Source organism: Dyadobacter psychrotolerans, from assembly GCF_004349265.1.
GTDB lineage: Bacteria > Bacteroidota > Bacteroidia > Cytophagales > Spirosomataceae > Dyadobacter > Dyadobacter psychrotolerans.
Map to the genome: position 1 here is coordinate 273,634 of NZ_SMFL01000008.1, position 26,633 is coordinate 300,266.

A 26,633-nucleotide genomic window follows, 5' to 3' on the forward strand; every position below is an offset into this window, starting at 1 on the left:
TGGGAAAAAATTTGGAATTTAATCTTTCTGTTTAGCTGAGTATATGTTCTCCCGGTTGGCCGCACTGTGCCGGGGGATTGGGGCTATTGGATATAACCAAAACTGCTTTTTGGATTAATGGAAAACGATGCCGGAGATCTGGTGCTATGGAAGGCGTTCAAAACGGGTGACGGGGAGGCCTTTTCGAAAATTTACCGGCTGTATGTAAAGGTGCTGTACCGCTATGGCCAAAAGATCTCACCGGATACCAAAGTTGTAGAAGATGCCATCCAGGACCTGTTCGTCGATATCTGGAACGGACGGGAAAATCTTACCGATCCGGATTCGGTGAAATATTATCTTTTCCGGATTTTAAGAAGGAAAATCAGCCGCATCCTCACTTCGCCCTACGCAGCCGAACAACTCGAAGAACAGCATCTGGAATTTATTTCTCCTACCGAATCTTTTGAAACGGAAATGGTCAGGCTGGAAGGCGATCATCTGAAACTGAGGAAAGTACAGGATGCCATTCTTCAGCTCTCTTCCCGCCAGCAGGAAGCCATCAACCTGCGGTACTTCCACGATTTTTCCCACCACCAGATCGCCGAGATCATGGACATTTCTCTGCAGTCGGTACACAACACTTTGCAAAAGGCAATGAAAGGATTACGCCTCGTACTCGACCACAATATCGAATTTCTATTCCTTTTGAGCTGCACGCTTATTCTTTTCTGAGAAAATCCCGGAGCGTTATAACCAACATATAAATTTTTACAGATACTTTTATATTATACTGTAAAAATAAAAATTGTAAAATATTTATCTGAAAACAGGGTAAGATTTACTGAATCAATACACTGTATAGGTAGAAGTTCAAAATATTTGTTGGTTTGTATGGGTTATGAGGATTTTACTACGGATGACTTTGCAACGGATACCTATTTTTGTCGGTGGGTACTGAAACCGGATATTCAAACGGACGCGTTTTGGATGGAGTGGCTCAGTACAAATGCGAACAGAAGCAGGGAAATTCAGCAAGCACGCAGAATTGTTCTGGTAGCCGCCATGGAGCCGGGCAATGACCCAACGGAGCAAACAATTGATGAACTATGGCAGGGAATTGAGCAGCGTACGCAATCCAAACCAAAGATTATAGCCTTTACGGGTTGGAGAATGGCTGGTTTGGCTGCGGCGAGTATTCTTTTATTGTTATCTGCGTTTATAGGTTATCGTTATGTTTTTGAAGCAGCAAAAACCTATGAAACGGCCAACGGCGAGATCCGCAGGTTGCAGCTGCCCGATGGAACAATGGTAACGCTGAACGCCAATTCGAGTCTGAGGATGCCTTCGTCCTGGTCGCATGGAGGTGCACGTGAAGCCTGGCTAACGGGGGAAGCTTTTTTTAAAGTGAAAAAGCAGCAGGCTGACGGTCATCCGGTGAAGTTTACGGTGCATACCGATGATGTGGATGTGGAGGTGAAAGGCACTGAGTTTAACGTTAATACGCGGCAGGATAAAACGCGGGTAATCCTTTCGGAAGGCGATATTCAGCTGCGTTTGGTAAACAGTAAAAAGGAAATGCTGCAAATGAAACCGGGCGATCTGGTGGATTTTTCAAAGGCAAAACAGGCGCTGGCGATCAGGAAAGTAACCGACACACGGTCGTGGTATTCCTGGAAAGACAACCGCTGGACTTTTGAAAGCACGCCTTTGTCGGAAGTGGCAACGCTCATTACGGAGACTTATGGTTTTCCTGTTCGCCTGGAAGGAGATTCGACAGGAAATCAGAAAGTTACAGGCATTATCCCGTCGGATAACCTGGAAGATATTCTGGCGTCACTGGAAAGTATCCTGGATGTGACGACGGAGCAGAAGGACAAGCAAATTCGAATACAACCTAATTAGTTTAACATTTTCACTCTTATTGTAAATTTCATGAGAAAGAACTACGCGCTCTTTGTGGGATTACTTTGCCTGTGCTGGAATGCGGATCATCCCGTTTCTGCCCAGATGATGGCACTGGGTAAGTCCGCGACAACTGCTCCAAAACCAAAACGAAGTCAGTCGCTCGATCAGGCTTTGAAAGATCTGGAAGCCAGGCATTCTGTCTATTTTATGTATAAAAGCGATAAGATTAAGCAAATCCAGGTTGAGACGCCGACTGGTTCGGAAGAAAACGTGGAAAGATTGCTTGACAAACTGCTGAAATCAAACGGGCTGGATTATAAAAAACACGGAAAGATCTACGCGATTTTCCCAAGTGACGCCGACAGAAAGACGATCCGCGAAATGAAAAAAAGCTGGAACGGTTCATCGGTTTATTCTTCTGAAAAGGGAGATCTGTCTGCCAGCAGCTCCAATGCCATTTATGCTTCTTCGGAAACGCCTGCGGGGATGGCTGCAAAAAGCCGGATGGATGTAGCCGTTTCAGGAACCGTTTCCAATGCAACAGGCGAACCTTTGCCCGGTGTAAGTATTCTGGTAAAAGGAAGCCAGAGCGGAACGGTAACGGACCAGAACGGAAAGTTTGACCTGAAAGTGCCTGATTTTTCAGACAAGGCAACACTCGTTTTCTCTTACATCGGTTTTGTTTCAGTTGAAAAGGTGATCACGCCTTCGATGACCATGGTGAACGTGGTGATGTCGGAAGATTCTAAAAATCTTGAAGAAGTGATCATTTCCGGTTTGGCGACGAGTGTAAAACGAAGTAACGCTGCCAATGCAGTGACCCGTTTGACAGCCGATGATCTGGTTGGAAAAACCAGGCCGGTAACACTCGATGCGGCCATGAGCGGTAAAATCGTTGGCGCAAATATTGTACAAAACAGTGGTGCGCCGGGCGGTGGTATTTCAGTTAAACTTCGCGGTATTTCTTCCATCAACGGTTCGTCCGAGCCGCTTTATGTAGTGGACGGTGTGTTTATCAATAACTCCCAGTTTGCGACGGGCGCAGGTTCAGGTCCGTTTAACGGAGCGGGAGCAAACCAGGATCAGGCACCAAACCGCGTTTCGGATATCAACCCGGCGGATATCGAATCCATGGAAATCCTGAAAGGACCAAGTGCTGCTGCGATTTATGGTACACGTGCTAATGCGGGGGTAATTGTAATCACTACCAAAAAAGGAAAGGCTGGTAAAACAAAAGTGAGCTTTGGTCAGGATGTTGGTTTTTCATCGGTGATTAAACTGCTGGGTTCAGAAGGATGGAGCCTGGACCCAATCGGACCGGACGGACAAAATAAATTTGATTATGTATTTGGTAATGGCACAAAAGGAAGCGGTAGCGCTACCGAAATCGCCAGGTGGCAGGATGCTACGGCAAAAGGCCAGCTGCACGATTATGAAAAATATATATTCGGAAATATCGGTGTGATCAGCAATTCGAGACTTAGTATTTCGGGTGGAAATGATAAAACGAAATTCTTTGTTTCGGCAGGTTTGAATGACGAAACAGGTATTCAGAAACGCACCGGATTTCAGCGTAAATCTGTTCGTGTAAATATTGATCACAAACTGGCGAAATGGATTGATTTCTCAGTTGGGTCCAACTACATGCGTACAGGAGCGCAGCGCGGTTTCAGCGGAAATGATAACAGAGGTGTGTCGGTTGGTTATGCCTTGTCATACACGCCGGATTATGCACAGCTTTTCCCCGTGAATGGCGTTTATCCTGATTCTCCCTACACAGGTGATAACCCGCTTGCTGTTGTGGACAGAACGATCAATACGGAAATGACCAACCGGTTAATCCAGTCGTTTACCAGTAACATCTATTTCCTTCAAAAGGAAAAAAGCACATTGAAACTTGCCTTTTCAGGTGGTGTGGATTATGTAAATACCGAAGCACAGGTTTATTTCCCGGAAGATATGCAGTCGCAGAAACAAACGGCTAACCCGGGTGCCGCACGTTATTCCAAAAACAGAAGTTTTAATACCAACCTGCAGGCATTTTTGATCTACAACTGGAAACTGGGCGAACATGTAGACCTGACCTCACAAATCGGAACGGTTCGACTGACAACCAATAACGATTTTAGCTGGATACAGGGTGAAGGATTGCTGCCAAAACAAAAGAACCCGAATACGGGCAGCGTACGTACTTACAACGAGACTTTCCAGCTTTGGCAGGATGTGGGTCTGGTAGGGCAGCAGGAGATCAATTTTGAAGACAAGATCATCGGAACGGCGGGTATCCGTTTTGACAAATCAAGCCTAAACGGAGATAATGCCAAATTTTATGCTTTCCCAAGAGCTTCCGTTGCTGTGAATCTAACCAAATTCGGATTCTGGAATTATGAAGGGATCAGTCAGCTGAAATTGCGTTCGGCATTCGGTCGTACGGGTGGTGTGCCTGCTTTTGGTAACACGTTCACTTCATTGGGAAGTACAATTATTGGCGGCGCGCTGGGTTCCGTTGCACCGACCAGTATCGGAAATGCGACGATCAAACCCGAAACTGCACAGGAAATAGAGTGGGGTGTGGACGTAGGTGTGCTTCGCAACCGTGTGAGCTTTGAGGTTACTTATTACGACAAAAAGGTATTTGACCTGCTGAATCCTTATACGCTTTCATCCGGAACAGGTGTGGTTCAGTTTAATGCTTATCCTGTTGGTGATCTTCAAAATAAAGGTTTGGAACTGGGAATCAACATGACTCCGGTCCAGAAACCAAATTTTACCTGGAATTCGCAGATTCAGTACTGGTTTAACAGAAGTAAAATGACGCGTCTGGAAATTCCGAACACTGTTGTAGGAAGCGGATTTAGTATCTATGGACGAAACCAGCTGAGATTAGGCGAGTCGCCAACGCGCTGGTACGGTTCTCCAAACATCGTGGATTCGGAGGGTGTTTCTCAGGCAACCAGGTATGAAGATGCGCAGCCTAAATTCCAGGTTTCATTTTCTAACCAGCTGAACATTTTCAGGAACTTCGATTTCTCTTTCCTTCTGCATGCAAGTGAAGGCAATTACAATTCCAACCTGACGATCAAACAAAAAGACACAGGCGGAACTACGACGGACTGGAGTAAGGTTGAAAATCTGTTCTCGACAGTTGGCGTGCCAAACGGAAGAGCCCGTGTACCGGCAAACACCAACGTTACGGCAAGATCTTTTATCCAGGATGCGAGTTACATCAGGCTGCGTGAAGTGTCGCTGTATTATACGGTGCCAAAAACGTTTGTTTCTTCTTTGTTGGGAAATTCGGTTTCAAGCATCAAAATAGGAACTTCAGCCAGCAACCTGCTCACTTTCACCAAATACAGAGGGTATGATCCTGAGGTTTCAAATTTTGGAAATCAGTCGGTGGGAGCAAGTGTTGACAATGCTGCTTTCCCAAACAGCAAACGTATTTTCTTTCACTTAGCTGTTGATTTTTAATCATCCTTTACCAAGAGAAATCATGAGAATGAACATAAAATTTTTAGCATCTGCCGCCCTGGCCTTATCGCTTAGCGCATGCTCCTTTTTTGAAACGGATGACGTTATCGATCCAAACAACGCCTCGGTAGAAAGTGTGATCACCAATGCTTCAAGGACGCAGATCAATCAGCTGGGAATCGGGATACAATCTGCATTTCGTAACGGAGTTTCCAATATCAGCCGGACTGCAGGTGTGATCGGAAGGGAAGTGTATGTGCTTTCATCCACCGAACTTACCTGGACAACCGAGTTACTCGGAACCACAAACGGCGGATTCAGTGCGACTACGCTTTACAATGGTTATTATACCGATTACGCGCAAACAGCCCGCCGCGCCGAGATTTTCAGGATTGCTGCCAACAACTCCATTGCAGGAGCACTTACGGACGCGGAAAAGAAAGGGATCAGCGGATATGTAAACACGGTAAAAGCATTTGCCATGCTGCACATGCTCAATATGCAGTACAAAAACGGGATCCGGATTTCGTACACCGACTTGTACAGCCCGGGTGATATGCTGAAACCAGGCCCGTTTGTTTCCTATGAAGCTGCATTGACGGAAATTAAACGTTTACTGGATGAAGGTGCGGCAGATCTTGCAGCAGGCGGAGCAAAATTTGGTTTCACCATGACCAGCGGTTATGCAGGATATGATACCCCGGCAACATTTACTTTGTTCAATAGGGCCGTTGCCGCAAGAGTTGCCATGTATCAGCAAAACTGGGCGGGGGTGCTTACGGCACTAAGTGCTTCCTACATGGATTTGAACGGTCTGCTTACAAAAGGACCTGTTTACACTTACTCCACAACTGCCGGAGATGCAACCAACCCGTTGTTCCAGACACTGAATGCAACAGCCGGTCCTGCTGTTGCTCAAGCTAGCTTTATCACCGATGCCGAGGCGGGAGACAAAAGGCTTTCGAAGGTTACGAAACGTACAACGCCGAGGGTTTTATCAGGAATAAACGGAGAATATGACGTATCTCTTTTTGCTTCAAACGTGGCATCTATCAGCATTATCCGTAATGAAGAACTGATATTGATGTATGCAGAAGCAATGATCCAGACCGGCAAATTTGCAGAGGCGGTAATTGCTCTGGATAAAATCCGTGTTGACAATGGTCTGAAAACGCTGGCTGTTGCCAAACCAACAATCGTTGCCAATAAGGATCTGCTGATCAATGAATTGCTGAATCAAAGAAGATATTCATTGTTTTATGAAGGCGGACACCGCTGGTTCGACATGCGTCGTTACGGCCGTCTGGCAACATTGCCAAAAGACCAGCCGACTTTCATGGTTTACGAACAAATGATCCGGCCTTTTGCAGAAATTCAATGGGACGCTAAGAATCCGCAGTAGGGTTTTGAGCAAGTTTTGTGGCGTAGGCACAATTCGTCGGTAGCAATACATCGGTCAATTCACGAAGCGATCCTATGGGAACGCCTTGTAAAATCCGAAACATGGTTTCTACCGGCGAAATCTGCCTACGGCAAAGGAATTATAAGTGAGGTAGTATTTCAAAACAACAACTTTTACAATATGAATAAATTGTTTTTGGTCATTTTAACGGCGTTTATGGTGGTGGAGGTTTATGCCTCAGGAGCCACCGCCACAAGCGCCCCTGCCAAGCTAAGGTTCGAAATTTCATTCCCGGCCAGTTTGAGTGCCACGCCGCTTACGGGCAGGATGTTTCTTGTCATTTCAAGAAAAAACGAAACCGAACCGCGTCTTCAGGTCGGTCGTTACGGAACGCAGTTTTTTGGAGTGGATTTTGAAAAACTTGGACCGGGCAAAACGGTTGTTGTAGATGGTTCTACGCTGGGATATCCGATTAACGCGATGGGTGATATCCCCAAAGAAGAATATTATGTGCAGGCAGTTTTAAGTAAATACACCGAATTCAAAAGATCCGATGGCCATACGGTCTGGATGCACATGGATCAGTGGGAAGGCCAAAACTGGGGTCGTTCTCCTGAAAACCTGATCAGTGAAGTAATGAAAATTACAGTTGACCCGGCCAAAGCAGAAACGGTAAAACTGAGCGTCAGCAAAGTAATTCCTCCGATCAAAGTGGCAGAGGATACCAAATGGGTAAAACGGATTAAGATTAAAAGTGAAAAACTAACCAAGTTCTGGGGACATCCGATTTACATTGGGGCAACCATACTTTTACCAAAAGGATATGATGAAAACCCTGGCAAAAAATATCCGACAGTTTACCAGCACGGACATTTTTCAACCGGCGCACCTTTCCGTTTTGCAGAGGATGAAAAAAATGAGTTTTACAAAGCTTGGACTTCCGACACTTTGCCGCGTTTCATTGCCATCACTATGCAGCATCCAACTCCTTATTTCGACGATTCGTATGCAGTGAACACCGCCAATAACGGACCTTACGGTGATGCGATCCATGAAGAACTGATTCCTTTGCTGGAAAAACAGTTCCGCTGCATTCCCGAGGGTTATGCAAGATTGCTGACCGGCGGCTCAACAGGTGGTTGGGAATCTTTTGCTCTTCAGGTATTGTATCCTGAGTTTTACGGCGGAACCTGGTCTTTTGCCCCGGATCCTCTGGACTTTCGCAATGTGGAGGGTATCAATATCTATGAAGATAAAAACGCATTTTACAGACAGCATGAATGGTACAAAGCGCCTATTCCAAATACACGCGTAGCACCAACAGGCGAAATCCTGCTTACATCTGAGCAGCGTAACACCATGGAACTCGTGAACGGAACAAAAGGCCGTTCCGGCGGGCAGCTGGATATCTGGAGTGCAGTTTTCGGTCCTGTTGGAGCGGATGGATATTTTAAACCATTGTTTGATAAAAAAACAGGTGTGATGGACCCATCAGTTGCGCAATACTGGAAAGAGCATTACGACATGCGTTATTATCTGGAAAAAAACTGGAGTACAGTAGGGCCGAAGCTGGTGGGTAAACTTAACGTGATAGCAGGCCGTATGGATGATTTTTATCTGAATATCGGTGTTTATCATCTTGAAGATTTTCTTTCGACAACCACCAATCCTGCCTTCAAAGGTTCATTCACCTACGGCGACAGGGGCGGACACAGATGGAGACCCTATTCCGATGCGCAGTTGCTGATGATCATGGACAAACACATTCAGAAAACTAAGGGAAAATGATTATGAAAAAACTGATGATGCTCGTTCTGGCGCTGGCGGCTTCGGTTGCCGGTGTGATGGCCCAGGCTCGTTTCGCCAACAAGGAGGATTCACTTTACATCCGCGAACACTACCGGAAAGTAGAGCAGATGGTGCCGATGCGCGACGGGGTAAAACTATTTACTTCAATTTATATCCCGAAGGATATTTCGGCAACAAAAAAGTATCCGTTTATGCTGAGCAGAAGTCCGTACAGCGTTGTGCCTTATGGTGACGAATATAAAACAACGCTGGGCCCGACCATGCTTTTTGCCAAAGACGGTTACATTTTCGTTTACCAAGACGTAAGAGGGAAGTTCATGTCGGAGGGTAATTTTACGGCCGTTAGACCCTATATTCCTGTTAAAAAATCCAAATCTGACGTGGATGAAAGCTCGGATACTTACGATACGATCGACTGGCTTATCAAAAACATTCCTGACAACAATGGACGTGTAGGAACTTATGGAATTTCGGCTCCCGGATTTTATGCAACCATGACGATGATCGATGCGCACCCTGCACTGAAAGCGGCCTCACCCCAGGCGCCGGTGACCGACTGGTTTATGGGAGACGACCGGCACCATAACGGAGCGTTCTTTTTCATGGGTACGTTTTCATTTTTATCTTCTTTCGGTGTGCCCCGGCCGGCTCCTACTACAAAGGGCGGCGGCCGGTTTACAGAGTACAACACACCGGATGCTTACAAGTTTTACCAGAATGTTGGTCCGGTTAAAAACATCAATGAGAAGTTTTTGAAGAACCAGAATGCGATCTGGAATGAGATGATGGACCACGAATCGTATGACGAATTCTGGCAATCGCGCACGCCGGTTCCGCATCTTAAAAACATCAAACCTGCTGTGATGACGGTCGGTGGCTGGTTTGATCAGGAAGATCTTTACGGGCCTTTAAAAACATATGCGGGAATTGAAAAGAACAACCCAAAATCGCCAAATACGCTTATTATGGGTCCCTGGATTCATGGCGGATGGGTACGGTCGACAGGAGAGTTTTTGGGAAATATTCGGTTTGAAGGCAAAAACAGCCAGTTTTACCAGGAGCAAATCGAATTCCCTTTTTTTAGTCATTACCTGAAAGATACGCCTGATCCGAAACTGCCAAAAGCTTATATTTTTGATACAGGTATCAGTGTCTGGAATAAATATGATCAGTGGCCTCCCAAAGGTGCAGTGGAGAAAAAACTGTATTTGCTACCAAACGGGAAGTTGTCGTTTACGCCAAAAACGGCCGCAAAAGAAACGTTTGACGAATACACCAGCGATCCTGCAAGACCGGTTCCGTTTACCTCGGAGATTGCGATTTCAAGAGGTGCTGATTTTATGTACGAAGACCAGCGGTTCGCAGCGCGCCGCCCTGATGTGTTGGTTTACGAATCAGATGTCTTAACTGAAAACGTATCCATTTCAGGCGGTGTGATAGCTAATCTGATGGTTTCGACAACCGGAACCGATGCGGATTATGTAGTAAAATTGATTGATGTTTATCCGGATGATGCGCCAAATAACAGTCCGCGCCCGGGTACACAAATGGGTGGATTTCAATTGCTTGTCCGCGGTGAAGTAATGCGTGCCAAGTTCAGAAGGAGCTTTTCTAAACCGGAAGCGATGGTTCCGAATAAAAAAGAAAAAGTGTCTTTTGATATGCAGGATGCGGCGCATACATTTAAAAAAGGTCACAAAATGATGGTTCAGATACAAAGCTCCTGGTTCCCGCTGGTGGATGTAAACCCTCAGAAGTTTGTAAATATTTATAAAGCAACAAAAGAAGATTTCCAGGTTGCGAAACACCGCATTTATACATCAGGGCCCAAGGGATCATACATCTCCGTTGAGTCGATAGAAAAGTAAGTTAGGTAATACGATTGGATGTTAAAAAAGGTCAGGTTTTGCCTGGCCTTTTTTTGTGTTTGGGAATACCGGTAATGCAATTCCCAAACAACCGCCACAAAGCCAACAATTTGCTTATTTTTGTTTTGTAAAACATCAACCCCTTCTTCAATGTTGCCTTTTTCCAGCATCCCATACGGCCCGGCACCATCGTATGCGTATCCGATCGTTGAAATCGGGGCATATCTGTTGTTTGTCCTTTGTTTTATTCATGCGGTTAAAAGCGGTGTCGGGGATGTTGCCTATCTGGTTGGCGGGATGCTTTTTGGTTTGCTGCTGGAATATGTAAATGTGGTCAACAACCTGGGTTATATCTATGGCCGGTTTACGATCATGTTTGGAACGGCGCCGAAAGATATTCCGCTTTGTATTGGCATTGGCTGGGGAATGATCATGTACACTGCCCGCCTGTTTTCCGATTCACTGAAGATGACCTTGTGGACGAGCGTTGCAATGGATACATTGCTCGCCATCAGTATCGATCTGAGCATGGATACCGTTGCCTACCGCCTGCACATGTGGCACTGGAACTGGGCAGGAACGGGACTCGATCCGCTAAAAGCAGACTGGTTTGGCATACCGTATGGTAATTTCTTTGGTTGGGTTTGTGTCGTCTTTTTCTATTCCTCGGCAAGCAGGCTGTTTCAGAAATGGTTCGCTTCCAGAAACCGGAATTCAGCCGTATTGCCGGCGCTGGCACCGGTGCTGGCCATAATTGTTTCACAAATCCTGTTGTATGTGATGCTGGTTTATGTCAATGGTTTTCTGAAACAGCAATTTGGAATCACCAGTCGCCACCGTTTTATATTCGCTCTCTTCGTACTTTCACTGATGCTGATTAATGGTTTACGAAAAAGCAAAATCCAGTTTGCCCGATTGCCATATATCACCTGGCTCATTCCCGCTTTCTTCCATATTTACTTTTTGATCTTTTTGTTTACCCAAAACTTCTACAAAGAGCATGTAATGTTGGTTATTGTTCCGGTAATGCTGATCATAATCAGTATAGTACTGCACCTGCTGCCTTTGGTGCAATGGAGGAAAAGGGAAGTTGATTTGGTTGCTTCTGAGCAGGTTTTCTGAATTTCAGTTTTCGTTTTTTTATATTAATTACCTCCTCACTCAACGATTCATGAAACTAAGAAAGATATTGCTTTTCAGTCTTTTGCCTTTGCTGGCGGAGGTGATTTTAGCCTGCTGTAACTGTGAGGAGCCACCGCCATACGAATATAAATTTAATGAAATGTTGGTTTACAATTTGGACAATAGCGGGAAGAACGCGATTGAGACATCTACAAACGAAACCAATAAGGCTTCATACGGCATAAGAATAAAATTCACAACCCTCATGGCGGCTGTTCCGGCTGTTAATAATTCGTTTTTTATATCTACTTCTCAGGCTAATAACTGTTGTCCACCGCCTTATTGGGCAAAAAATCGTATTGAAAGTCTTAAAATAATATCCATTTATGATTTTAATGAAAATCACAAATCAGGATCGGATGTAACTGAATATTTTGCGGCGTTTTATCTAAATCGTTATTATGCAAATTCAACTATTCTGGATAGTGAACTTTTTGGATATAATCTGGATGAACAGAAAAATGTCTCGGTTGATTTACTGCTCATGACCAAACCCGGCTCACCAAAGCAGCAATTCAGGGTTGAAATCAAATTTGATAATGGCCGGGAATTGAAGGAAACTACATCTCCAATTAATCTGATCTGATGAGAAACGGTTTTCTTTTTTTACTTGCTGTTTTAACCAGCTCTATTTCTTTCGCCCAGAGAATGTCGATCGGTCAGATTGGCGGATACGAATTTTCTGTTGGAAAAAAAGGTGGTTCAGGAAAGGTCTATAACTTTAATCAGAACATGGTTTTTGGACAGCCGGTAGCATTTGGAGTTCAGCTTAACAACAAATTTGGTATTCAGGCAGATATTCAGATCGGGATTTGTTTGGTATATAGAAAAGTTGAAAACTTGGAATTGCCTTCACCGGCCATAAATGATCCTTTCGTTTTCAAATCTGACAATTATGTATCTAATGGCTACGAAACTGTTAAGCTCAGGCTTGGTATGTTCTATAATATTGAACAGAACAAATGGTCTTTTAAACCAAAATTATTAGCAGGAGTATTTATACTTGAAGCAGATCGAATTCAACTTACATTAAAAGAAAAAAATACGAATAATTATTTTTCAGATGTTTACAGGCCGGGTTCAGAATCTTTAAACCTTTTTTTAGTTTCCGGCGGACTCAATGTTGGCAGGGCCTTGTCGTCCAGGTTTAGCCTTACTGCAGAGGCAATGTTTTCCCATGCAAGAAAAGACTTTCCCGTATCCAGGACATTAACAAACTTATATACCAATCAGGAATCAGGACAAACATTTAGTGAGAAAATCAGACTAAATTCTATTGCTCTTGGGCTAGGTTTTTTAATTAAAATCGGAAGGATAAAGGTAGAGGAAGATTTGTTGCGGGAATGAAGTGCCTGGTTCGTTGCTGCAAAACCTAACGTTATTTTATTTTTTTTCTTCAACCCTGTAATGTTTCTCCAACTCAGTCGTCTTTGTCATTGATATGGATTTACAGGCTTTCAATCAACGCATACTTCCGGTACAGGGACGTCTTTTCAGAATGGCGATGCTTTTTCTGCGTAGCCGTGTGGAGGCTGAGGATGCGATGCAGGATGTGTTGCTAAGGCTCTGGACAAATCGGGAACAGCTGGAAAATTACAACAGCCTGGAAGCGCTGGCTGTAAAAATGATCCGTAATGTTTGTCTGGATAAACTAAAATCCCATAACAAACAAAAAATGACGCATGAAGAATTGCCCGATGTGCAAACCGGCGATGCTTCGCCTTATCAGCAAACGGAACAAGCCGATAGCAATCAATTGATTCATCGGCTGATTGGCGAACTGCCCGATCAGCAGAAGCTGGTGCTTCATTTGCGGGATGTAGAAGAATACAGCTTTGAAGAAATTGAAGAGTTTACTGGTCTGAGTATTAACAATATCAGGGTGATTCTTTCCCGCGCAAGATTGAAGCTGCGGGAGAATTATGTAAAAGAGAACGACTATGAATCAGGATATTGAGAAGTTACTTGAGAAATATTATGACGGCGAAACGACTTTGGAAGAAGAAAAGGACCTTCGGAGGTTTTTTTTGGGAGGCAATGTGCCTGTCGAGCTGAAAAGTCATGCTACTCAATTTGGTTATTTTGAATCGGCAAAGGAACAGCAACCTTCTATGGGTTTTAACAGTAAACTGGCTGCAAAGCTTGATCCGCCTAAGTCGGGACCCGTTCGCAGATTTACTAGCTGGGTTACGCGTATAGCCGCAGGGTTAGCTTTGCTTTTGGTTGGATTTGGGGGAGGTTGGATATATTTCAGGATGCAGCCGGGCAGTCCGGAAGTTGCACATATTTTAGGCGACACTTCTTCTGAAATAAAAAAAGTGCTGGCTTTCGAACAAATGCCTGTTACATCTGCTAGTGACCGAATTCAGGCCGTGAACCAGAGTTTGGAATTTGGAGAAGGAGACCGGGAAATTACGCAGCTTTTGATCAATACCTTAAATTTTGATCCCAACATTAACGTTCGTCTGGCTGCCTGTGAGGCTTTAATTTATTTCGAAAATGAACCGGAAGTAAGTGAAGCACTGATACAATCTTTGGGAATCCAAACAGATCCAAACCTCCAGATCACGCTGATTGAAGCTTTGGTAACTTTAAAGGAAAAACGTGCAGTTGATCAGTTTCAGCAGATTGCAGCCAACCAGGATATACTGGATATCGTAAGGCTGAAAGCCAGGGAAGGGCTCGGGCGCCTCGTTACCGAAGAAAAGTCATCAACCTGATTTGAATAATTAAACAAAATTTAGCCTTCACAGGAAGGAATAACTACGTCTTTACCAATAAATATTTTATCTGTTAGCTATGAAAAGATCATTAATTCTAAGTGCCGGTATCCTGTTAAGCACAACGCTCTCGTTCGCCCAGGAGTACAAAACAAAACTCACCAACAGCAAGGACCGGAAGGTTACCATTGAGATGGACGGGAGTGACATTAAAATAGAAGGATACAATGGCGATGAGGTCATTATCCAGGCTTCTTCCGGATTTGAAGCGCCACCTGAAAGAGCAAAAGGCCTAAAACCTCTTTATTACAGCGCCGTTGATAACTCAGGTATTGGTCTTTCTGTCACAACAGAAAGCGGAGGTGTCAAAATTGAAAAGGCAATCAGAAAGAATGTTAAATACACCATTAAACTACCCCGAAAAGTGGCCGTTTTATATCAGGAAACCAATTGGCAGGGAGCTGATATTTCAATAAGTAATATGGATGGGGACCTGGAAGTTAAAACCAATGGAGGAAATATCAATCTGATTAACGTGGCAGGACCTATCGTTGCCAACACTACGGCTGGTGAGGTAAAAGTTGTCTATTCGACAGTAAACCAGGAAAAACCATCAGCTATTTCTACAATCAGCGGAGAAATTGATTTGTCACTTCCGGCAAATGCAAAGTCTAATCTGACGCTGCGCTCCATTAATGGCGAAATGTACACGGATTTTGATTTGGGAGTAAAAAATGCGAAAAACGGGATGTCGAAGGTAGGAGGAGGCAATAACATTGAGGGAACTACTAACGGCGGCGGTGTGGAAATTCAGCTTAAAACGATCAGTAGTAATATTTATATCCGCAAACAAAAATAATCATCCCTAAACTTCTGTAATTATGAAAGCGTTCATTACCTCTTTATTGCTGGGGCTGCTCATAAACCCGCTTTTTGCTCAAAAGATTATCAATAAAAATATCTCATGGAGCCCGGAGCAGACGACAAATCTGAATTTGAAATTTGCTGATAGTATTCGGATCCGCTATTGGGATAAGCCGGAAATGTCGGTTCGGATTTCTGTTACGATAAATGGCGGAAAGCTCAATGACGGACTGGTTGTTACTTCGAATACTACAAATGATGCTATAACTTTCAAAACGGACTTCGATCAGGAATTGCTTAAACAGGGTAAAGCGGAGGATTGTCCGGGTAATAGTAAGAGTGTCTGGAGCACTGACGGCAATGGGAAACATTACGTGTGCAGTGAGATCAATTATGTGGTTTATCTGCCAAAACAAGCAAAACTTAAACTGGAAACGATTAACGGAAATATTGATATACAAGGAGCAACATCCTCGGTTTATGCCAAAACGATCAGCGGGTTTGTAGATATGACCTGGCCTAAAACCAAAGGTGCCAACCTGGCCATGAAAACCATCACCGGCGAAGTATACTCTGATCTGGATATCAGCTTCAAAAATAAAAGCGAGAAAAACCCGATTGTGGGTTATCTGCTAAAAGGTGCTGTAAACGGTGGCGGACCGGATGTGCAGCTTGAATCGATCAGTAATAATGTCTACCTGCGGAAACGTGACTGATTAAACTTCACGGTTAAGAAAAACCATTTGTACCGAATCTGTTTAACTTTACAGGATTCAGTGCAAATGGTTTTTTATTTTCGTCAGATGCAAAACGACCAGTTATTAAAGCAGATCGAATTTCTCAAAGAGATCGATAAAGTGAAGTACATTCAGCGCAAAACCAAGCTGTTGAACAGTGACAGAAATGAAAATGATGCCGAACACAGCTGGCATCTCGCCATGATGGCGATCATTTTGTCGGGGCATTCCAATGTGCCGGTTGATATTTTGAAAGTTGTAAAAATGGTGCTGATCCATGATATCGTGGAAATTGATTCGGGGGACATTTTTATTTATGATACAGTGCAGAGTCATTCAAACACCATACAGGAAAGACTGGCTGCTGAGCGGATTTTTGGAATACTTCCCGATGAGCAGGCAGCTGAAATGATTGCAATCTGGGAGGAATTTGAAGAAGGAATAACCGACGAAGCAAAATTTGCCCGTTCTATGGACCGGCTAGAACCGCTGCTTCAGAATGTTTCCAACAACGGAGGAACCTGGGCGGAATTTGGCGTCGGTTTTGAGAAGGTTTATGAAAAGAAAAAAGTCATCGCAAACGGTTCGGAAGCTCTGTGGGATTATTCCGAACAGCTGCTGAATGACAGTGTTGAAAGTGGGATACTTAAGAAACAAAATGCTTAATAATAAACCGCTTCTCAACACTTAGTAATGAAATTTAAAATCCTTTTTTTTCTTTTAAGTACGTTGATCAGTCAGATTTCCGCTGCTCAGGAAGTTGTTTTTTATGTTTCTTCCAGAGGAAATGATAAGGCTTCGGGAAGATCGGCCAGAGATGCGTTTGCAACTTTAAAGCAGGCTCAGATTGCTGTTCGTACGGAAAAAATAAAAGGTTATCCCAAAACAGGATTCAAAGTTTGGATAAGAGGCGGCGAATATGAATTGAAGGAGCCGCTGGTTTTCGGTCCGGAAGATTCAGGAACAGAACAAATGCCGGTAATCTACCAGGCTATGCCGGGAGAAAGAGTCCGGATCAGTGGCGGTGAAAAAATTACAGGCTGGAAAAAAACGCAGAACGGACTTTGGAAAACTACCCTTCCGAAAGAAAAAGCAGGACAATGGTATTTTCATCAGATCTGGGTAAACGGGCAAAACCGCAGGCGTGCGCATACACCCAATACAGGTTTTTATACGGTTAAAGGTTTTCCCGATGGAGGTGCTGAAGTAAGTTATGATAAAGGCAGCCAGCGGTTTGAATTTGGCAAAGGAGACATTGATCCCAACTGGACAAACCTTAATGATGTAGAAGCAATTGTTTACCATTTCTGGACAGACTCACATTTACGTGTTCAGTCTGTGGATGAAACTGCTGATATTGTCACTTTCAAACATAAAACAGGCAAACGGTTCACCGACGATTATACCAAAGACGGTGCAAGATATATCATAGAAAACGTTTTTGAAGCGCTTGATGCGCCGGGAGAGTGGTATCTCAACCGCGTTACCGGCGTACTTTCTTATATGCCTATGCCGGGTGAAGACATGACTAAGGCAGAAGTAATTGCACCCGTCATTCCGCAGCTTATGGTTTTAAACGGCGATCCGATTTCCCAACAGTATGTGGAGCATTTACATTTCAAAAATATTCGGTTTGAACACACCAATTTCATTCTTCCCGACGGCGATGTCAACAATAATCAGGGCTCTGCAGGTGTTTCGGCCGCTTTCAAATTAAAAGGTGTACGTAATTCCTCTTTCGAAAATTGCAGGATCAACAACATTGGCAATTTTGCCTTTGATCTGGATAAGGGCTGTTCATATAACCTGTTTTCCGGAAACAGACTTACACGCCTTGCCGCGGGTGGTTTCCGGATAAATGGTGGTAATGCCGAAAGTCCGCCTCTGGAACGTACCGGGTTTAATGAATTCCGGAACAATGTCATTTCGCATTTTGGAGAGATATATCCTTCGGCTGTGGGGATTTTACTGATGCATACCAATGGCAATCTGATATCGCATAACCTGATTCATCATGGTTTTTATACCGGTATTTCGGTTGGGTGGAGCTGGGGTTACCAGCCGAGTGTTAGCCGTGATAACATTGTAGAATTCAATCACATTCATGATATCGGTCAGGGATTGCTGTCGGACATGGGGGCTATTTATACACTTGGTCTTTCACCCGGAACCGTTATCCGGAACAATCTGATCCACGACGTGGAATCGCATGGTTACGGCGGGTGGGGGATTTATATGGACGAAGGAACTTCTCATCTGCTGGTGGAAAACAATGTGGTTTACAATACCAAGTTTGCAGCCTTCAACATTCATTATAGTAAAGAAATCACTGTACGTAATAACATCTTCGCACTTTCCAGGTTATCGCTTTTAAGTCGAAGCGTTTCGGAGCCTCACAAAAGTGTATTTTTTACAAATAACATCATGTACTGGACGGAAGGGATGCTTTTCGATGGTGATTGGACAGACAAAGCTTATCCTTTTTATCTGACTCCTGCTGACCGGAAAAGGCCCAAAGAACTTGCCGATACATTTGATATGGACTATAACATCTTTTTTAATCCCGGCATGCCTGTTGATTCGGTTGAATTTGGCAAACAGGATTTACTGCAATGGAGAGCACGTGGCAAAGATGTTCATTCGGTTTATACCGATCCGCTTTTTGAAGATGCTGCAAAATTCAATTTCCGTTTAAAGGCAGGTTCTCCTGCCTTTAAAGTTGGTTTTAAACAAATTGAGATGCAAAACGTGGGACCCGCCTCAAGATAACAAATACGGTTGTCCATATACTTCAAAATAACGCAGGACCTGAGGTTAGGCAGGATTTACGGGAATCCGTTTTCTAAGGTCAATAATGTTGTTCACCTTCATTTTTCGGAAAATACTGTTTTTAATTGTGCTGATGGTTGACGCCTTCCGTTCCAGTTTTTTTGCAATCATCGACGTTCCCATTCCTTCACACAAATAAACAGCAATTTCCAGTTCGCGGGTTGTGAGTACTTCCATTTTTTTTGATGCAGTTTTTCCATCCACAACCAGATGTTCGAATAATAACTGAGTCAATACAGGACAGATGTAGAATTTGCCGGAAAGAACCGTTTTTAAACAATTGATCATTTCGGAAGCGTTGTTCTTTTTTAGAAAATAACCACTGACGCCGGATCTGAAATACGGGATGGTGAGATTTAATGTCTCATTCTCATCATAAACGATCAGCGGTATTTCAGAAATTTGCCTTTTTAGGTTACGGGTTATTTCCAGACAGTTTTTTTTGTTATTGGTATTCAAACCTAAAATCACCAGATCCGGCTGAGCGGCAGAATGCAGGTCAGGATCACCGTCGGTGTTATCAAGTTCATAAATCTTTACTTCTTTGAAATACTCGTGAAGAACAATGGCCAAGCCTTTACGCATGATCGGATGGCTGTCGATCAAAGCAATTTTTAATATCATGACATTTATTGATGAAGATGGAAATAAGGTTAGCGTTTTAATACTTTTAATACCAGGACAGGTTAAACTGCCCGGCATAACTTTCCTTTCAGCACCGGTCATGACGCAGGAAGAAAGACTCTTTGAAGTATAATGATGAGTAAAGTATTACAGAAAACTTTGCCGGACAGGATTGGAATCTTCTTCCTGCCGGGAAGATTATCTGTGCTTTTTAGTTCTACTTACAAATGTTGTAGAATACGAGATCATACAAAAAATGCTGTAAGCATCTCTTATATAAATTTGTCGTTCAATAAAGATATAAATAGGTAGAATAACAAGTACAGTCGGATTAAGATTTTAGTTAATCTTCTCTCCCGAAATAGTTCGTTTTTTTTGGATAGGGAATGGAAATGATTCTTTTGTCCATTAGTGCTACGTTGTGTTTTCGATAATTGTTTGAATTATACAAGTATCTGTTTGTAACTGATAAGAACCGGATTTGATACACCGGCTACCTTTGATGCATCAGAAACAAAAAACAAATTTAAACAAAGAAGATCATGGAAAAGAAAGTATGGTTTATAACTGGCGCATCAAAAGGTTTGGGACTTTCATTGGTAAAAAAATTGCTTGGCGAAGGTTATTTGGTCGCGGCTACATCCAGAAATATCATTGAACTGCAAGAAGCTGTTGAGGCTGACAGAAACGTTTTTTTGCCACTTGCTATGAACCTGACAGACGAGAAGAGCATTGAGCAGGCTATTAAAGATACCGTTACACACTTTGGTCAGGTAGATGTGATTGTAAATAATGCTGGCTATGGTTTGACCGGTGCTCTGGAAGAATTGACCGATGCAGAAATAAGACAGAATTTTGATATCAATGTTTTCGGTTCGATCAATGTGATCAGAAAAGCGATGCCTTATTTACGCAAGCAAAAGTCGGGACATATTTTTAACATTTCATCCATTGGCGGTTTCACAGGCTTGTTTCCCGGATTCGGTAGTTACTGTGCCACGAAATTTGCGGTACATGGTTTCTCAGAATCGCTTTATGAAGATGTGAAGCCTTTTGGTATTCACGTAACCATTGTTTCTCCGGGATATTTCCGGACTAATTTTCTGGAAGAATCGTCACTGAATGTTCCGAAGAATGAAATTGCTGAGTATACGAATGTGCGGGCTTCGCAGGATACGCATCAAAACAGTTATAACGGAAACCAAAATGGCGATCCTGAAAAAGCTGCCGCTGCATTTATTGAAGTTGCAAACATGCCGGAACCACCGCTTCACCTGTTTCTGGGACAGGATGCCTATGATTTTGCAAATGCCAAAATTGCCATGGTTCAGCAGGATATGGACAAAGTAAAAACACTTGCTGTTTCCACAGGTTTTAATTAATATGCACACTTAGGAGGTACATACCAGTCGGTTGGCGCCGGCTGGTTTTGCTTGCTGTAAATAAAAGAATTTGCTGCAAATGATTGACAGACCTGGAAGAAGAAAAAACTATGTATTAAGTATGAAGGTGTGTAATTGAAATTGTTTTAATTTTACAATATGGCTCAGACTGAAACACTTGAAGATTTTTATCAGCAAAAATTTAACTGGATGCCCGAAAACCTGAAAAAGGATATCGGACATTTTAATGTTTTTCGGATGGAAGATTGCCTCGGAGCCGGAAAAACCCCAATAAATTACAGCAGAAGAGACTTCTTTAAATTCTCGTTGATGCGCGGCCGGCACATTTATCACTACGCCGATAAAAGTATTGAGGTATCCGGTACTACGCTGCTGTTTTTTAATCCGGATGTTCCATACACATTTGAATCGCTGTCTGAGGATTCGACGGGGTACTTTTGCATTTTCAAGGAAGCATTTTTTGCGGGGCACCTGCGGGGTAGTATTCGTGAGCTGCCCATGTTTACTCCGGGCGGTAAGCCGGGATATGTACTCAATGCGGCTCAGGACAACCATGTATCGGGTATTTTTGAGAAAATGATTGAAGAGATCGGTTCCGACTATGTTTATAAATATGACCTGATCCGGAATTACATAACAGAAATGATCCATTATGCATTGAAATTACAGCCGACCGAAAATCTCTATCAACACGTTGATGCAAATACCAGGATCACAGCGGTTTTTACAGAATTGTTGGAACGCCAGTTTCCAATTGAAACGCCAAATCAGCGGTTTGCACTCAGGTCGGCCAAAGACTTTGCAGAGAAACTTACTGTTCACGTTAACCATCTGAATCGGGCGATCCGGACCACTACCGGTAAAACGACATCCGAGCATATTTACGAAAGGCTCACAGGAGAAGCAAAAGCTTTATTAAAACACACGAACTGGAATATTTCGGAGATAAGTTACTGCCTGGGTTTTGAGGAGCCTGCGCATTTTAATCATTTTTTTAAAAAACAAACCAGTCAGCCCCCTTCTGCATTTAGGGGTTAGTTTGGTTGATTTGTCCAAGACTTTCCGCCGGAACGTTGATTTTTGTTTCTGCCAAAATGATAAATACACTTGCCATCAATACCGGAATGAAGCAGACGGAAAAGATTTTGATTTTTAATAACCTTTTCGATCAGTATACCCACATGGGATTGCCTGTTGATCAAATTGACGAAAAGACAGACTTTACAATTCATAATTTACTGGATATTCATGGCAGCGTTCCTTACAAATCCATAGTCTACCGGGCCAATTTCTTTTCCTTTGTATTTGTAAAAAATGCGACTGGCAAGTATACGACCGATGATAAAATATTTGAAACCAAACCAGGGACTGTCTATTTCACCAATCCGGGGCATTACAAATCTTTTCATTGGGACCAAATCAAAGACATTTACCTGATCACGCTGAGTGAATCCTTTTTAAAAGAGAATGTGCATCCCGATATTTTCGAAGAGTTTCCTTTTCTGCTGGCTGAAACCGTGCCTCCGAGAGTTTTGACGCCCGACATTTTTGCTGAGTTTGAGCAGCTATATCAATTAATCTGTAAAGAATATTTTTCTAATTCTCCATATCGGAACCGGATGATCGGTAACTTGTTTGTGGTGATTTTACTTAAAATTAAAGAATACTTTTGGGAAGATTATAACCCGATTTATGAAGGAGACCGCAGTTCGCAGATTGTAAAAAACTTTAAAATGCTGCTGGAAAAACATTATCGTGATGTTAGCGGCGGAGCTGTTCAAAATGTTTTTCGCGTACAGGATTATGCGGATTCGCAAAGTCTTCACCCCAATTATCTCAGCAATGTAATTAAAAGTAAAACCGGCAAGTCCATTGGAACCTGGATTACGGAAAAAACAATTGCCGAAGCGCGGGCCATGCTTCAAAATTCTTCGGTATCAATAAAGGAAATTGCCTATAAACTGGGTTTTTCGGAGTCTACCCATTTCAGCAGTTACTTCAAAAAACATACTGATCTTTCTCCGGTTCTGTTCAGAAAGCAGCACAAAATATCTGTTTCTTAGAAATTCGTATGTAATGCTGTGTAAAACGTCCTTTTTTCAAGGCTGTGTGTTGTTCTTTTGTACTGTAGTTAAATGAAAGAAACCATGAGCACATTAAAAGAAAAAGTGATATTAATAACCGGGGCATCAAGGGGAATTGGTGCAGAAATTGCACTAAAACTTGCCGGAGCCGGAGCAAAAGTAATTGTCAATTACGCGGGCAGTAAGGAAGCTGCGGATAAAACCGTTGCTAAAATCATCGAGGCAGGCGGAGAAGCAATTGCCTTGCAGGCAGATGTAAGTAACTCAGAAGCTGTAAAAAAGATGTTTGATGTAATCATTGAACACTTTGGGAAAATCGACGTGCTGGTAAACAATGCCGGTATCATGATCACCAAATTAATCAAAGACACAACCGACGAAGAGTTCAGCCGGCAGTTTGATACTAATGTCAGAGGTACGTTTAATACCATGCGTGAAGCAGCAACGCGACTTGCAGACAATGGGAGTATCATCAATTTTTCAACGTCCGTAAACCGGATTATGCTTCCGGGTTATGGAACCTATGTAGCTACCAAAGCAGCGGTTGAACAATTGACACGCGTGTTTTCAAAGGAAGTGGGTTCAAGAGGAATCAATGTCAATTCTGTGTCTCCCGGCCCAACGAACACAGAACTTTTTACCAATGGAAAATCAGAAGAAGTAATTAGTCGTCTTGCATCGCTGTCTCCTTTTAACCGTATCGGAGAGCCTGAGGACATTTCTGAAATTGTTCTGTTCCTTGCCAGTGACGCTGCAAAATGGATTAATGCTCAAAACATCGGTGTAAACGGCGGAATGGCCTAGTTGCGTTATTCGTTAAGTTCATCATTCTTATTCTGCTGGCAAAGACAAAAAAACGGCCTTCCCAAATCATGGGAAGGCTGTAGGTATTACTCAACATTATTGGTTATTATCTTTTGCCTGTTTCTTAAATGAAACAGGTGAATTTCTTATTTAATTAGTTAAACGGAGACTTCTCCCGTATTTGGAATAGCACAATTCGTTTTATGCAAACAGTTACAGCTGTTGACATAATTCCTGTAAGACGAGTTATCCTTATTCATAGATAGCTCCGCTGCTTCGAAAAACTTGTTTGGTATCCCGCTGATCGATACAAAAATTATTGTAAAAATGAATGGATTGTTACACTGATATGGGTTACTTTATTTACTTCTATAAACCTGATAATTTTTTGGTTTAAACGCTGATTTGTATACGATGAATTTCGATTTATTTTATTTTTGTTTGTCCTGATATTAAATGATACAAAGTTTCCCCTGTATTATCTGTGACGGGTTTTCTTTAGAATTATAGTAAAAATGAAGAAACAGATAGAATTTATTTGTTTCTTCATCACAAAGTTTGCCTAATTACTTAGTTCCTGCAATAGACTTGTAAAACTGTTTTTTTTAGTTGAAATAACTTAGGAAATAGTCTGTGCAGTCTATTGCATTATGTTTTGGTACTAAACAACTTTGTACAAAAATTACTGAAATGACCGGAGAAGATACTTTTTTGCCATCTTGTAAAATTATGCTGCTGGATGATCATGAGTTATTTGCTCAGTCTCTGCAGTTGATGCTGGAACAAATAATTCCGGGGGCCCAAATTAGCTATTTCAAGCGTACAGAAGACGCAAAGAAAGAATTGACGCTGCAAAATTATCGGTTCCTGATCGCTGATCTCATGATACCCGGAAGTAATGTGGGAGAATTTATTACCTACTGCAAAAAAAATGTTTCCGGATTATCGATCCTGATCGTCAGCAGTATTATGGATTTACGCATGGTAAAAACATATATTGACATGGGTGCTGACGCCTATCTTTCCAAGGGAACCAATAGTTATGAGTTAAAGATGGCTTTGGAAAAAACTTATATAGGGAAAAAATTTATTAGCTCGGATCTCAGTGCTGAACTGATAGCAGGTCAGTCGGTCAGTCCGGCTGAACATCTTACCAACAAAGAACTGGAAGTATTAAAACTGGTGGCAGCCGGGCATAATGTGCGTAATACCGCAGAGCTGCTGCATATAAGTCCGTACACCGTAATGGCCCACCGGAGAAATATTATGAAGAAACTCGAGTTGCATACCGCTTCGGAATTAGTAGGTTACGCATACAGGAATAAACTGATATAGAACTGCGGTCATCGACTATCTATATTTTATTAAATCAACCAAAAATTTCCTTTTGTAGAATAAATTTTGCTTATTCGAAATAAAATAGTTCTACACCTCCATTTGTATTTAGTGTTAATCGTTAAACTTTATGTTGCCGTTCTAATGCGTTCATGCCTGACGCTGTCTGTTTTTGCAGTGCAAAACATGGTGGGTTGCCTTCAAACTTCATTTTTTGTGAATTGTTTTATGTTAACCGGGTGGATAAAATATTCAAAAACATTGCTATTGGCGTTCTGATATCAATCTACTGACGATGTATGCGTAAACCGCGGTTTTTGATCTTCTTCTTTGTTTGTGTCCTGGTATTTACGACAACTTCGTCTTTTGCCCGAACCGGCAGTAACCTTTGGCGCAGTTTTTCGGATAGCAAAGCGGCAATTCCTGCGACGGTAATAAGCGAAAAATCCCGGGTTAAAGAATTGGAAAACCGGAACATAGCCAGCGAAATCGAACGAAATCTTACAGTGTCGATAAACATAATTTCTTTACTAAGTCTGGCCGTTCTGATCTTATTTATTTATCACAGGGAAAAGAAATTAAAAATCAGGCAGATTCAGGCAGAGCAGCTTGCACAGAGCAAAATCGATAAGCTTAACCTGGCAAGCCAGATACAAATTGCGGAACTTCAGGAACGCAACCGGCTTGAAAAGCAAATGGAGCAAAAAAGGTTTGGAATGGAACTGCACGATGATGTGGCAGGCCTGTTGGCATCTGCGAAATTACGGCTCGACCAGGAAATGCTGCAGTGCGAATCTCCAGCACAAAACCGACGACTGGAAATTATTGCAAGAATTTTGGATCTTGCTTACCGGGACATACGTCTTAAAAGCCATGGATTTTACAAGCTTGCTGAGGAAGGTGAAGAGGCGTCATTTTCGGAAAGAATTGATGCTATTTTGGAAAATGCGTTGCCACAGGAATTGTTTGAAACCGAAATTGTGATTGATGATCATTCTCTGAAAAATATTTCCCACCACGTAAAAATTGAACTTTTGCGTATTGTGCAGGAAGCGGTTGTGAACGTGATCAAACACAGCAAAGCGAGTAAAATCAGCATTATGCTTTACAGGGAAGTAAATGCCCTTGTTATGCATATCAAAGATGATGGAAAGGGGTTTAATACTGAACTCGTGGCAAAAGGACTGGGTCTAAAATCCATACATGACCGTGTGAGAGGCATTGAAGGAATTGTGAACATTAAATCGGATGACGGTGGAACAGAAATGGTAGTGGAAATCCCGGTGTGAAAACATGCTATTTCCCTGAGTTGATACGTAAGCATCCTATGAACCACATATTTCTTAAGAGAAACGTGGTTTTTACTTTTGACTTAAAAACCAATCAAAATGGATCAGTCGGAAGAGATGTTCAAATTAGTAAGGGAATGGCGTAAAAGTGGGCTAACCCAGAGTGAATTTTGCAAGCCACATGGCATCACGGTAGCCAAATTTGGTTACTGGGCGGGAAAAGAAAAGTTGGCCGCGCGGTTGCCTGTCGAAAAGGTAGGTGGCTTTGTTCAGATATCAGGCCAACAATCCGCATCAAATGATTCTTGCCAGATTGTCTACCCAA

General features: G+C 42.7%; 24 protein-coding genes. 23 read left to right on the forward strand and 1 reads right to left on the reverse strand.

Features of this window, described 5'->3' with window-relative positions; all coding sequences use genetic code 11:
- The first annotated feature begins 117 nt into the window (after positions 1 to 117).
- From E0F88_RS21505 to E0F88_RS21575, 15 genes are all read left to right on the forward strand, one after another.
- Positions 118 to 714: an RNA polymerase sigma factor gene (locus E0F88_RS21505; protein ID WP_131960336.1), complete on the forward strand. Its 597-nt coding sequence runs from the start codon at positions 118 to 120 to the stop codon at positions 712 to 714.
- A gap of 159 nt (positions 715 to 873) precedes the next feature.
- A complete protein-coding gene (locus E0F88_RS21510) occupies positions 874 to 1,884 on the forward strand; it encodes a FecR family protein (protein WP_131960337.1) in 1,011 nt (336 codons plus the stop codon).
- Between the two features lie 30 nt (positions 1,885 to 1,914).
- Entirely contained in the window at positions 1,915 to 5,358 is a 3,444-nt protein-coding gene (locus tag E0F88_RS21515; RefSeq protein WP_131960338.1) for a SusC/RagA family TonB-linked outer membrane protein, read from the forward strand.
- Between the two features lie 22 nt (positions 5,359 to 5,380).
- Positions 5,381 to 6,760, forward strand: a complete 1,380-nt coding sequence (locus tag E0F88_RS21520; protein ID WP_131960339.1) for a RagB/SusD family nutrient uptake outer membrane protein — start codon at positions 5,381 to 5,383, stop codon at positions 6,758 to 6,760.
- 180 nt (positions 6,761 to 6,940) lie between these two features.
- Positions 6,941 to 8,548, forward strand: coding sequence for an alpha/beta hydrolase-fold protein (locus E0F88_RS21525; RefSeq protein WP_131960340.1), 1,608 nt, complete (start codon positions 6,941 to 6,943; stop codon positions 8,546 to 8,548).
- The gene (locus E0F88_RS21530) at positions 8,545 to 10,437 is read left to right on the forward strand and encodes a CocE/NonD family hydrolase (protein ID WP_229213862.1); all 1,893 of its coding nucleotides are present in this window, start codon (positions 8,545 to 8,547) and stop codon (positions 10,435 to 10,437) included. The genes E0F88_RS21525 and E0F88_RS21530 overlap by 4 nt, the downstream gene beginning before the upstream one ends.
- Before the next feature lie 150 nt (positions 10,438 to 10,587).
- Positions 10,588 to 11,559, forward strand: coding sequence for a carotenoid biosynthesis protein (locus E0F88_RS21535; protein WP_131960341.1), 972 nt, complete (start codon positions 10,588 to 10,590; stop codon positions 11,557 to 11,559).
- Between the two features lie 49 nt (positions 11,560 to 11,608).
- Positions 11,609 to 12,205, forward strand: a complete 597-nt coding sequence (locus E0F88_RS21540; RefSeq protein WP_131960342.1) for a DUF5034 domain-containing protein — start codon at positions 11,609 to 11,611, stop codon at positions 12,203 to 12,205.
- Complete coding sequence (locus E0F88_RS21545) at positions 12,205 to 12,966, forward strand: hypothetical protein (RefSeq protein ID WP_131960343.1); 762 nt, start codon at positions 12,205 to 12,207, stop codon at positions 12,964 to 12,966. Before E0F88_RS21540 ends, E0F88_RS21545 begins: the two co-directional genes overlap by 1 nt.
- Positions 12,967 to 13,060: 94 nt before the next feature.
- Positions 13,061 to 13,576 (forward strand): GFO_1088 family ECF-type sigma factor, encoded by a 516-nt coding sequence (locus E0F88_RS21550; protein WP_131960344.1) that lies wholly within the window; start codon positions 13,061 to 13,063, stop codon positions 13,574 to 13,576.
- Positions 13,560 to 14,339, forward strand: coding sequence for a HEAT repeat domain-containing protein (locus tag E0F88_RS21555; RefSeq protein WP_131960345.1), 780 nt, complete (start codon positions 13,560 to 13,562; stop codon positions 14,337 to 14,339). Before E0F88_RS21550 ends, E0F88_RS21555 begins: the two co-directional genes overlap by 17 nt.
- A 79-nt stretch (positions 14,340 to 14,418) precedes the next feature.
- Positions 14,419 to 15,198: a DUF4097 family beta strand repeat-containing protein gene (locus E0F88_RS21560; RefSeq protein WP_131960346.1), complete on the forward strand. Its 780-nt coding sequence runs from the start codon at positions 14,419 to 14,421 to the stop codon at positions 15,196 to 15,198.
- 22 nt (positions 15,199 to 15,220) lie between these two features.
- Positions 15,221 to 15,919 (forward strand): DUF4097 family beta strand repeat-containing protein, encoded by a 699-nt coding sequence (locus E0F88_RS21565; RefSeq protein ID WP_131960347.1) that lies wholly within the window; start codon positions 15,221 to 15,223, stop codon positions 15,917 to 15,919.
- A 66-nt stretch (positions 15,920 to 15,985) separates the two neighbouring features.
- On the forward strand, positions 15,986 to 16,606 hold the full coding sequence (locus tag E0F88_RS21570; protein ID WP_229213863.1) for an HD domain-containing protein: 621 nt from the start codon (positions 15,986 to 15,988) through the stop codon (positions 16,604 to 16,606).
- A gap of 27 nt (positions 16,607 to 16,633) precedes the next feature.
- Positions 16,634 to 18,709, forward strand: a complete 2,076-nt coding sequence (locus E0F88_RS21575) for a right-handed parallel beta-helix repeat-containing protein (RefSeq protein WP_131960348.1) — start codon at positions 16,634 to 16,636, stop codon at positions 18,707 to 18,709.
- A 45-nt stretch (positions 18,710 to 18,754) separates the two neighbouring features.
- Here E0F88_RS21575 and E0F88_RS21580 read toward each other — a convergent pair whose 3' ends face one another.
- Complete coding sequence (locus tag E0F88_RS21580; RefSeq protein WP_165940127.1) at positions 18,755 to 19,393, reverse strand: LuxR C-terminal-related transcriptional regulator; 639 nt, start codon at positions 19,391 to 19,393, stop codon at positions 18,755 to 18,757.
- On the opposite strand from E0F88_RS21580, the gene E0F88_RS34565 reads away from it, so the two are divergent.
- The 8 genes from E0F88_RS34565 to tnpA all read left to right on the forward strand — a co-directional run.
- On the forward strand, positions 19,392 to 19,526 hold the full coding sequence (locus tag E0F88_RS34565) for a hypothetical protein (protein ID WP_262709897.1): 135 nt from the start codon (positions 19,392 to 19,394) through the stop codon (positions 19,524 to 19,526). The two genes, E0F88_RS21580 and E0F88_RS34565, sit on opposite strands and share 2 nt — an antisense overlap.
- A gap of 409 nt (positions 19,527 to 19,935) precedes the next feature.
- Complete coding sequence (locus E0F88_RS21585; protein WP_310589729.1) at positions 19,936 to 20,775, forward strand: oxidoreductase; 840 nt, start codon at positions 19,936 to 19,938, stop codon at positions 20,773 to 20,775.
- A gap of 159 nt (positions 20,776 to 20,934) precedes the next feature.
- Positions 20,935 to 21,834 (forward strand): helix-turn-helix domain-containing protein, encoded by a 900-nt coding sequence (locus tag E0F88_RS21590; protein WP_131960351.1) that lies wholly within the window; start codon positions 20,935 to 20,937, stop codon positions 21,832 to 21,834.
- Positions 21,835 to 21,890: 56 nt separating this feature from the next.
- Positions 21,891 to 22,859, forward strand: coding sequence for a helix-turn-helix domain-containing protein (locus tag E0F88_RS21595; RefSeq protein WP_229213864.1), 969 nt, complete (start codon positions 21,891 to 21,893; stop codon positions 22,857 to 22,859).
- Between the two features lie 84 nt (positions 22,860 to 22,943).
- Entirely contained in the window at positions 22,944 to 23,684 is a 741-nt protein-coding gene (locus tag E0F88_RS21600) for an SDR family oxidoreductase (protein ID WP_131960352.1), read from the forward strand.
- 690 nt (positions 23,685 to 24,374) lie between these two features.
- Complete coding sequence (locus tag E0F88_RS21605; RefSeq protein ID WP_131960353.1) at positions 24,375 to 25,019, forward strand: LuxR C-terminal-related transcriptional regulator; 645 nt, start codon at positions 24,375 to 24,377, stop codon at positions 25,017 to 25,019.
- 299 nt (positions 25,020 to 25,318) lie between these two features.
- Entirely contained in the window at positions 25,319 to 26,308 is a 990-nt protein-coding gene (locus E0F88_RS21610) for a sensor histidine kinase (RefSeq protein ID WP_131960354.1), read from the forward strand.
- A gap of 99 nt (positions 26,309 to 26,407) precedes the next feature.
- On the forward strand, positions 26,408 to 26,633 hold a 226-nt coding region (tnpA, locus tag E0F88_RS21615; protein WP_131959853.1), incomplete at its 3' end, for an IS66 family insertion sequence element accessory protein TnpA.